Annotated in this window: 8 protein-coding genes; 1 reads left to right on the forward strand and 7 read right to left on the reverse strand. The window is 64.5% G+C overall.

Annotation, left to right across the window (positions count from 1 at the left end; all coding sequences use genetic code 11):
* From BN1127_RS08540 to BN1127_RS08570, 7 genes are all read right to left on the reverse strand, one after another.
* Nucleotides 1–430, reverse strand: a 430-nt coding sequence (locus tag BN1127_RS08540) for an LD-carboxypeptidase (protein ID WP_042649147.1), incomplete at its 3' end; no start/stop codon positions are given.
* A gap of 160 nt (nt 431–590) precedes the next feature.
* On the reverse strand, nt 591–908 hold the full coding sequence (locus tag BN1127_RS08545) for a heavy metal-binding domain-containing protein (RefSeq protein ID WP_042649148.1): 318 nt from the start codon (nt 906–908) through the stop codon (nt 591–593).
* Nucleotides 909–1,122: 214 nt separating this feature from the next.
* On the reverse strand, nt 1,123–2,415 hold the full coding sequence (locus tag BN1127_RS08550) for an NAD(P)/FAD-dependent oxidoreductase (RefSeq protein WP_042649149.1): 1,293 nt from the start codon (nt 2,413–2,415) through the stop codon (nt 1,123–1,125).
* A 74-nt stretch (nt 2,416–2,489) separates the two neighbouring features.
* Nucleotides 2,490–3,029: an alpha/beta hydrolase YcfP gene (gene ycfP, locus BN1127_RS08555; protein ID WP_005331594.1), complete on the reverse strand. Its 540-nt coding sequence runs from the start codon at nt 3,027–3,029 to the stop codon at nt 2,490–2,492.
* 210 nt (nt 3,030–3,239) lie between these two features.
* Nucleotides 3,240–5,048 carry a M3 family oligoendopeptidase gene (locus BN1127_RS08560; RefSeq protein ID WP_042649150.1) on the reverse strand — a complete coding sequence of 603 codons (1,809 nt, stop codon included), beginning with the start codon at nt 5,046–5,048 and terminating at the stop codon, nt 3,240–3,242.
* Between the two features lie 192 nt (nt 5,049–5,240).
* Nucleotides 5,241–7,019, reverse strand: a complete 1,779-nt coding sequence (locus BN1127_RS08565; RefSeq protein ID WP_042649151.1) for a M3 family oligoendopeptidase — start codon at nt 7,017–7,019, stop codon at nt 5,241–5,243.
* A 173-nt stretch (nt 7,020–7,192) separates the two neighbouring features.
* A complete protein-coding gene (locus BN1127_RS08570; RefSeq protein WP_042649152.1) occupies nt 7,193–8,107 on the reverse strand; it encodes a DUF808 domain-containing protein in 915 nt (304 codons plus the stop codon).
* 190 nt (nt 8,108–8,297) lie between these two features.
* Between BN1127_RS08570 and BN1127_RS08575 the strand changes: the two genes are divergently transcribed.
* Nucleotides 8,298–8,765, forward strand: a 468-nt coding sequence (locus BN1127_RS08575) for a DUF924 family protein (RefSeq protein WP_042649153.1), incomplete at its 3' end; no start/stop codon positions are given.

An 8,765-nucleotide genomic window follows, 5' to 3' on the forward strand; every position in this document is an offset into this window, starting at 1 on the left:
TAAGTGAACAGCATTGCACCAGCGCCGGCCCGTAAAAGGTGACCAGGCCGGTACGGGCATGAATGCCGAGCAGCAGGGCCGTCACGTCGGAGTAGCCGATGATGATCTTGGGATCCCGCTTCAGCGCCTCATAATCGAGATAGGGCAGCAGGGCGTTGGAGTTGCTGCCGCCAATCACCGACATGATTGCGCGCACCTCTGGATCCCGGATGAGGGCATTGAGCTCTTCGGCCCGCGCCGCGATGGAGCCGGAGCGCCAGTGATCCCGCTCCCCGGTCAGGCTGCCCGCCTTGAGTTCGAAGCTCTGCGCCGCCAGATAAGCCTTGGCGCGAGCGAAGCGGTTTGGTGCCCAGGCGGTGGCCGCGCTGGAGGGGGAGAAAAAGCCGATGGTGTCGCCGGGTCTGAGCCCCGGCGGTTTGAGTAAAGTCATGGACAAATCTCTGTTGCCAAGGATGGTTTGCCGGGATAACCCGGAGAAGAGGTCTCATCCTAATCCATTTCTCGCTCGCCAGACCAGTGGAACACGCCCACAAAAAAGCCGATCTCGCGATCGGCTCGGGGTGCTGGCTTGCAAGGGGATGAAAGCGGCCTCACACCACCACGGCGGTGCCGCTGATGCTGACCATCAGCATGCTGCCGTTCTGCCCCACCACCTCGTAGTCGATGTCGATGCCGACCACGGCGTTGGCACCCTGGGCGGCGGCACGCTCCCTGAGCTCCTCGAAGGCGATCTCCCGGGCCCGGGCCAGCTCTTTTTCATAGGCGCCGGAGCGGCCGCCGATGATATCGCGAATGCCGGCGAACAGGTCTTTGAAGATGTTGGCGCCGAGGATGGCTTCCCCCACGACGATGCCGCGGTATTCACGAATGGTCTTGCCTTCCAGGGTGGGGGTGGTTGAGAGGATCATCTTGCGCTCCTTGAGGTGAAAATGGGCTCCAGACTACCCCAAACCTGCGGCAGGCAACATCCCCCTACCGCGAATAACCGGCCACAGGGGATGGGCGGACAGGCGCTGGCTGCGACCCGGCGACACCTGCCGGATCGCAGCCCTCAAAGACGGTCATCAAAAAGGAGAGGCGAGCCTCTCCTTTTGTTTGCCATCGCACCTTGCCACTCAGGGCTCAGTGCAGCTTCATGCTCGGGCGCAGCACCCGGTTGATGCGGCCCACCAGCATGATGAGGCCGGTCTTGATGTAGCCGTGCAGGGCCACCTGGTGCATCCGGTAGAGGGAGATGTAGACGATGCGGGCGATGTAGCCTTCCACCATCATGGAGCCGCGCATCAGGTTGCCCATCAGGCTGCCCACGGTGGAGAAGCGACTCAAGGAAACGAGCGAGCCGTGGTCATGGTAGAGGTAGGGCTTCATCTCGCCGCCGTTCATCTTGGCCAGGATGTTCTTGAATGCCTGGGTCGCCATCTGGTGGGCGGACTGGGCGCGGGGCGGCACAAACTTGCCATCCGGCTGCGGGCAGGCGGCGCAGTCGCCGATGACGAAGATGTTCTCGTCACGGGTGGTCTGCAGGGTCTCTTTCACCACCAGCTGGTTGATGCGGTTGGTCTCGAGACCCGCTATCTCCTTCATGAAGTCCGGTGCCTTGATGCCCGCGGCCCACACCATGAGGTCTGCTTCAATCAGCTCCCCATCCTTGGTGTGCAGACCCTCGGCAGTGGCTTCGGTGATCATGGTGGCGGTGCGCACGTCCACACCCAGCTTGACCAGCTCCTGGTGGGCGGAGCCGCTGATGCGCTCCGGCAGGGCCGGCAGGATGCGGGGACCCGCTTCCACCAGTGTCACCTTGAGGCTGTCGGTGGTGAGGTTCTTGAAGCCGTAGGCGTAGAGCTGCTCCACCGCGTTGTAGAGCTCGGCGGAGAGTTCGACGCCGGTGGCGCCGCCACCAACGATGGCGATCTTCACCTTGTCACCGGGCTGGTATTCGGTGGCGAACTGCAGGAAGCGGTTCATCATGCTGTTGTAGAAGCGGTGCGCCTGGGAGGGGCTGTCCAGGAAGATGCAGTGATCCTTGATGCCCTTGGTGTTGAAGTCGTTGGAGACCGAGCCGATGGCCATCACCAGCACGTCGTAAGCCAGTTCCCGCTCGTTGACCACCAGGGCGCCGCTGTCGTCGTGGATCGGCGCCAGCACGATGCGTTTCTCGTCGCGCTTGATGTCGGTCAGGCTGCCGAGCTGGAATTCGAAGCCGTGGTTCTTGGCGTGGGACTGGTAGCTCAGGGCGTCGATGCCCGCATCCATGGAGCCGGTGGCCACTTCGTGCAGCAGGGGCTTCCACAGGTGGGTGCGGTTGCGATCCACCAGGGTGATCCTGGCCTTGTTCTTCTTGCCCAGCTTGCGGCCCAGGCTGGTCGCGAGCTCGAGACCGCCGGCGCCACCGCCTACAACGACAATATTCATCATGATGATTTTCCTTGGTTCCTCAAAACGAAAGGGAGCCATTGGCTCCCTAAAACGAAATCGGTTGACGTGATGGCTCAGGCTTCTTTGAAGGCCTTCATCCGTTGCAGATGGTGCGAGATGTTCTTGAACTTATGGGTCTCGCGCTCATCCCATACGATGTCGTAATAGTTCTTCAATTCACGTTCAGTGTCCCGATTATCGCGGATTTCATCCTGAACGGAAAGGATGCACAGGCAGTTTCCTGAATTTTTATTACGAAATTCGGTTACACACTTGGTGCCTATGTCCTCGTACTCTTCCGGCCTGTCGATCTTGCCCTGCATGTTCTCTTCCGGGTGCAGGTTGGGGTTGAAGACCACCTGTTTGATACCGCACAGAAAACCGATCCGCTCGCTCCAGTAGCCGCCGAGCCCTACCCCGCAGATGAGCGGCTTGGGGTCGGTGCTCATGTCGAGCTGCTTCTTCACCTCCTTGAGCAGGTGACTCATGTCGTGGCGCGGGTGAACCGTGCTGTAGTGAACGAAGCGCACATCATCATCGATAAACTGCAACTGCAGCACTTTCTCATGATTGCCGGGGCTGGTGGCATCGAAGCCATGCAGATAGATGATCATGGATAAGACCTCAAAAACTGTGTCGGTTCTATCGAAACTACCCCAGCGAACCGCCGAGGCGCCACCAAAACATCGCACTTTCTTGCTTTGGATCACGCCCCCTGCCGCCGGAAAATCGTTTCCCCACCCCGTTTGGGCGCGCCAGGCAGGGGAAAAGGGGCGCCAGGCCCCTGACGAGGGCAGGCGCGCTGCCCCTGCCTGCGCCCGGCCTCAGCTCAGGGTCTGCTCGAAGCGATCCACCGCCGCCGCCACCAGGGCCAGGCTGCCCTGCCAGAAAGCCGCCTCGCGAATATCCTGCCCCAGGTGTTTCACCACCAGCTCCTCGGCGCTCATGCGGCCGGTGTCCCGCAACAGGGCGCGATAGGCCTGTGCCACATCCTGCTCACCCGCGGCCTGACGGCTTATCAGTTGCTGATAGACGCCGAGGCTGAACAGGTAACCAAACAGATAGGGGTAGTTGTAAAAACCGAAGCCCGCGATGGAGAAGTGCGCCTTGGCGGCCCAGAACATGGGGTGATAGCGGCCAAGGCTCTCTTCATACCAGCGCCCCCACGCCTCGTCGGTGAGCGCCTTGAGCCGCGCCGAGGAGACATAGCCCTGCTCGCGCTCGGCCACCAGGGCCTGCTCGAAGTCAAAACGGGCCGGAATGTTGACCAGGAAGGTGGCGGCGCCGTCGGCTTCCGCCCAGGCGATGGCCTGGCGCTCCTCGGCACTTTGGGCCTGCTCGAACAGGGCGCTGCGCACTAGCGTCTCGGCGAAGATGGAGGCGGTCTCGGCCAGCGTCATGGGGTAGCTGCGCTGGCTCATGGGCAAGTCCCGGATGAGCCAGTTGTGCCAGGCGTGCCCCAACTCGTGGGCCAGGGTGATGACGTTGTCCATGGTGCCCGCATAGGTGATGAAGACCCGCGGCTCCACCGGATCGGCAAACTTGGTGCAGTAGGCCCCGGTGCGCCGGTTCGGGGTGGGAGCCGCATCGATCCAGCCGCGCTCGGCCATCATGCGGGCAAATTCCCCCATCTCGGGATCGAAACCGGTGAAGGCCAGGGCGATGATCTCGATCGCCTCCTCGAACGGGATGCTGCGGTGGCTGCTCGCCGGGGGCGGCGCGAACAGATCCTCAGGCCCCAGCTCCTCGATGCCGAGCCGCCGGGCCATCAGCCCCAAGGCCCGCTGACCCAGATGGCGCGCCTGCCAGGTCTCCTGCATCAGGGTATCCAGGGTCGCCCGCTCGATGTGGCTCTGATGGCAGGAGAGATCCAGCGCATCCAGGGTCCGCACCTTGCCACGCTGGCGCGAGAGCTCCAGGCGCCAGCCGTTGAGGGCATTGAGGATGGCGGCGACCGTCTCCTGCTCCCCTTCCCAGCCGGCGCTGATGGCGTCGAAGGCCTCTTTGCGCAGTGCCCCATCCGGGCTGGAGAGCAGGTTGCTCGCCTCGGCCAGCCCCATCTCACGGCCGTCGATAACGAGGCGGATCTTGCCCACCAGATCGTTGTAGAGGTTGCCCCAGGCGTGCAGCCCGTCGGTGCCAAGGCCGATGACCAGCTGCTCCGCCTCCACCGGCAACCGCTGATCCTGCAGGCGGCGCTCGTGGCGCAGCCGGTACTCCTCCTCCCCGAGCAGGGGGTCCTGCATCAGCTGCTCGAACTCGGCCTCGGGCAGCCCCAGCATCAGATCTTCGATGGGAGCCAGCGTCTTGAACAAGTCCGCATTGAGGGCCCGGGCGCGGGAGGCCAACTGCTTGGCCAGGGGATCCCGGGCGTCCTGGCTCCCCGTGCAGGCGGCCAGCACGGCGATGTTCCAGCCTATTTCGCGGATGCGCCGGGCCCGCAGGCGTACCTCCCGCAGGAAGTCCTGCCGGGCCGGCTGGTTACCCTGCACCCCGGCCAATCCCTCGATAAAACCGCTCAATTCCGCCAGGCTGGCGCGAGCCAGGCTCATGTCCGCCTCCAGCACGCAGCTGTCGAGGGAGGGGTAGATGTGCTGATTTTGCCACTGCTGTGGGTAGACTCGTTGTTGCATCGAACGCTCATTGTCAGAGACGGGTCCGGCCCGTCGTGAAACAGGGGTGGCCCCAGGGCCACGAACAGAAATATCAAGGCTGGCTGCGACACCAGCCGGATCAAATGCGGGCGGCTACACCAGCCATTCGAGGCGGCTGACCGCCTCCTCGACAACGCAGACTCTCCTCCCGGAACCCAGGAAGGTTCGCGACTACACCAGTCGCTCGAGACGCTCCACCGCCTCCTCGACATAGCGCAGACTCTCCTCCCAGAACGCGGGTTCCCGAATGTCGACCCCCAGGTGCTTCTCCACCAGGCTCTCGGCGCTCATGCGGCCGGTGTCGGCGAGCAGCGCCCGATAGGCTGGCACGAAGTCGGCGCCAACCCGCGCCTTCTGGGCATAGAGCCCCAGGCTGAACAGGTAGCCAAACAGATAGGGGTAGTTGTAGAACCCGAACTCGGCAATGGAGAAGTGGCTCTTGCTGGCCCAGAACAGCTCGTCATATTGGCTGAGGGTGTCACCATACCACTGCTGCTTTGCGGATTTCATCATGGCCCTCAGCTGGCCCGCCCCCAGATACCCCTCGGTCCGACCTGCCACCAGCGCCCGTTCGAAGTGGAAGCGGGAGGGGATGTCGAGCAGCAGGCTCGCGACCCGCTCCCCGTCCATCCAGGCGATGTCCAGACGCTGCTCGCGGGTTTGCGAGCGCGCGAGCAGCGCGTCGCGTACCAGGGTTTCGGCAAACAGGGAGGCGGTCTCGGCCAGCGTCATGGGGTAGTCCCGCTGCTCCAGCGGGAGGTCTCGCAGCAGCCAGCTGTGCCAGGCGTGCCCGAGCTCGTGGGCGAGCGTGATGACGTTGTCCATGGTGCCCTCGAAGGTGAGGAACACCCGGGGTTCGGCGGGATCGGCATACTCGGTGCAATAGGCGCCGCTGCGCCTGTTGTCGCTCGGTGCGGCATCGATCCAGCCCCGATCCGCCATCATGCGGGCGAAGGCCCCCATCTCGGGATCAAAGGCGGCGAAGGCCTCGGCCACCAGGGTCAGTGCCTGTCCGAAGCCAAGCCTTATCTGCGCCGCGGCGGGCGGCGGGGCATAGAGATCCCAGGGGGCGAAGTCCGTTATCCCCTGGGCGCCAGCCATGGCCCGCAGGGCCCGTCTGCCCAGCTCCTTGTGGGCTTCGGCCTGCGCCATCAGGGTCTCCAGGGTGGCGCGATCCAGGTGCCCCTGGTGGCAGGAGAGATCCAGCGCATCGAGCAGCCGCCCCTTGCCGCGCTGGGTGGCGAGCTCGTTGCGCCAGCCGTTGATGGCGTTGAGGATGGCGGCCACCGTCTCCTGCTCCGCCTGCCAGGCGGCCTGAATGCCGTGCCAGGCACTGGCGCGCCGCGCCCTGTCCGGATGGGAGAGCAGGTTGTCCGCCTGGGCCAGCCCCATGGGCTCCCCCGCCACCTCTGGCCTGAGTCTGGCCACCAGGCTGTTGTAGAGATCCCCCCAGGCTTGCAGGCCATCCACCGCCAGCCCCTCGATCAATTGCTCACTCTCGAGGGAGAGGACCTGATCCTGCAATCGGCGATCGTGGTGAATGAGGTATGCCAGCTCGAACAGCTCGGGATCCTGCAGCAGGGCCCGCACCTGATCCTCGGGGGCATTCAGCCAGAACAGGGCCACCGGCTTGACGAGCTGGGCGAGCCTCGCCTGCAACTGCTGACCACGGGAGAGCAGTACCCGGGCGGCCTCGTCGCGGCCGTTGCGGCTGAGTCGGTTGTAGGCGAAGGTCTGGCTGTTCCAGGCTTGTCTCCTCACGGCATTGGCCTGGCGGCGAATGGCCCGAAGCAGGTGGCGCAAGGGATTGATGTCCCGGGTCTCTGGCAAGGCGGCCAGCAGGGTAGTGATCTCGGTCAGGGCCTCGGCGGCGCGTTGGAAGTCGGCGTCGATGGCCGGGCAATCGGGGGCGGCATAGATGTGATCATCCTGCCAAAGGGTGTTGGTCATAACTGTCCTTGTCTGTTTGCGTCCATGTGGGGGCCCTGCCTCTGCGGGCAGTGGTCGCCAAATAGTACGAAGGGGGCTGGCCCTTGCCTAGCCCCCATTCTGGTCAGCAAACAGCAGATCCGACCTGCGACGCCCCCTGTCGGCAGGGGACGATTCCTGAGCGACCGCCGCTGTTATTTCGCGGGCGTCAGCTTGCCCACCAGGGTCATGGCCAGCACCAGCAGCAGACCGGCCACCACCCCCACCAGGGCGCTCAGCAGGGTCGGCGTCACCGCGGCCAGCACGGCGCCCCCGGTCAGGGGTGCCAGGCTGGCGGCCACCCCCTCGATGAGGTGATGGGCAAAGGGCCAGCCGTGGACCAGGATGCCGCCACCGACCATGAACATGGCGATGGTGCCGACCAGAGCCAGCAGGTGCATCAGCCGGGGCGCCGTTACCAGCAGCCCCCGCCCCACCGCCCGGCGCAAGGCGCCGGCATCCGGTTTTTGCAGCAAGTGCAGACCGATGTCGTCGAGCTTGACGATGAGCCCCACCAGGCCGTAGACCCCCACCGTCATCAGCAGGGCGATGCCCGCCACCACGGCAATCTGCAGGCCCAGGCTGGATCCCTGCACCGTGCCGAGGGCGATGACGATGATCTCGGCGGAGAGGATGAAGTCGGTACGAATCGCCCCCTTTACCTTCTGCTGCTCGAAGGCCTCCAGATCGTCCGGAAGCGCCTCTACTGACGAGGCCGTCTCGCCGCTGTCGTGGGGCAGGAACTTGTGGGCCAGCTTCTCGGCCCCCTCGAAGCAGAGGTAGGCGCCCCCCAACATCAGCAAGGGGGTGATGAGCCAGGGGATCAGGGCGCTGATGGCGATGGCGGCAGGTACCAGGATCAGCTTGTTGCGAAACGAGCCCTTGGCCACCTTCCACACCACGGGCAGCTCCCGCTCGGCCCGCACCCCGGAGACCTGCTCCGCATTGAGGGCGAGATCGTCCCCCAGCACCCCGGCGGTCTTCTTGGCCGCCACCTTGGTCATCAGGGCCACGTCATCGAGCACGCTGGCAATATCGTCGAGCAGGGTCAATAAACTGGCTCCAGCCATATCATTCATTCCTTATATCAGTGGTGAGAGCCCCTGGGGCGGCTGGCCTGGCGACGACCTTGCTCATCTGGGGTTCCGCATTTCGGGCAAAAGATGGCACAGTGTAACGAGAAGCCGCCCTTTCGGCAGCCCCCATGACAGGGTCAACCGGCCTTGTTTCACCTGAAGGCCCCAGGCCCAAGGAGTACCCATGCAACCCTGGCAACCCCTGCTCGATTTCTGGTTTGGCGATGACTCAGGTGACGCTCCCCGCGCCGCCCGGCAAGCCCCCCTCTGGTGGGGCAAGAGCAGCGAGACGGACGCGCTGCTGGCACACCGCTTCGGCGAGCTGGCACAGGGCGCCGCAGAGGGCGAACTCGCCCACTGGGCCGAGGTCCCGGTGGGCAGGCTGGCGCTGATCCTGCTGCTGGACCAGTTACCGCGCAACATTCATCGTGGCACGCCCGCGGCCTTTGCCCAGGATGCCAAGGCCCGGGATCTCTGCCTCAAGGGGTTGTCCCTTGGCGCTGACAAGGCCCTCTCCCCACTGGCACGGGTCTTCTTCTACCTGCCGCTGGAGCATGCGGAGTCCCGGGAGCAGCAGGCCAGAAGCGTGGCCCTGTTCGAGGCGCTGGCGACCGAGCAGGCGGGCGGCCCGGCGCGCGAAACCTTCGAGGGC

The sequence above is a fragment of the Aeromonas media genome (genome assembly GCF_000819985.1).
GTDB classification, from domain to species: domain Bacteria; phylum Pseudomonadota; class Gammaproteobacteria; order Enterobacterales; family Aeromonadaceae; genus Aeromonas; species Aeromonas media.

Bases quoted from the DNA above. Each gene is read 5' to 3' on its own strand.
- BN1127_RS08570 (WP_042649152.1), bottom strand. From the start codon at position 8,107: ATGGCTGGAGCCAGTTTATTGACCCTGCTCGACGATATTGCCAGCGTG.
- BN1127_RS08545 (WP_042649148.1), bottom strand. From the start codon at position 908: ATGATCCTCTCAACCACCCCCACCCTGGAAGGCAAGACCATTCGTGAA.
- BN1127_RS08550 (WP_042649149.1), bottom strand. From the start codon at position 2,415: ATGATGAATATTGTCGTTGTAGGCGGTGGCGCCGGCGGTCTCGAGCTC.
- ycfP (WP_005331594.1), bottom strand. From the start codon at position 3,029: ATGATCATCTATCTGCATGGCTTCGATGCCACCAGCCCCGGCAATCAT.
- BN1127_RS08560 (WP_042649150.1), bottom strand. From the start codon at position 5,048: ATGCAACAACGAGTCTACCCACAGCAGTGGCAAAATCAGCACATCTAC.
- BN1127_RS08565 (WP_042649151.1), bottom strand. From the start codon at position 7,019: ATGACCAACACCCTTTGGCAGGATGATCACATCTATGCCGCCCCCGAT.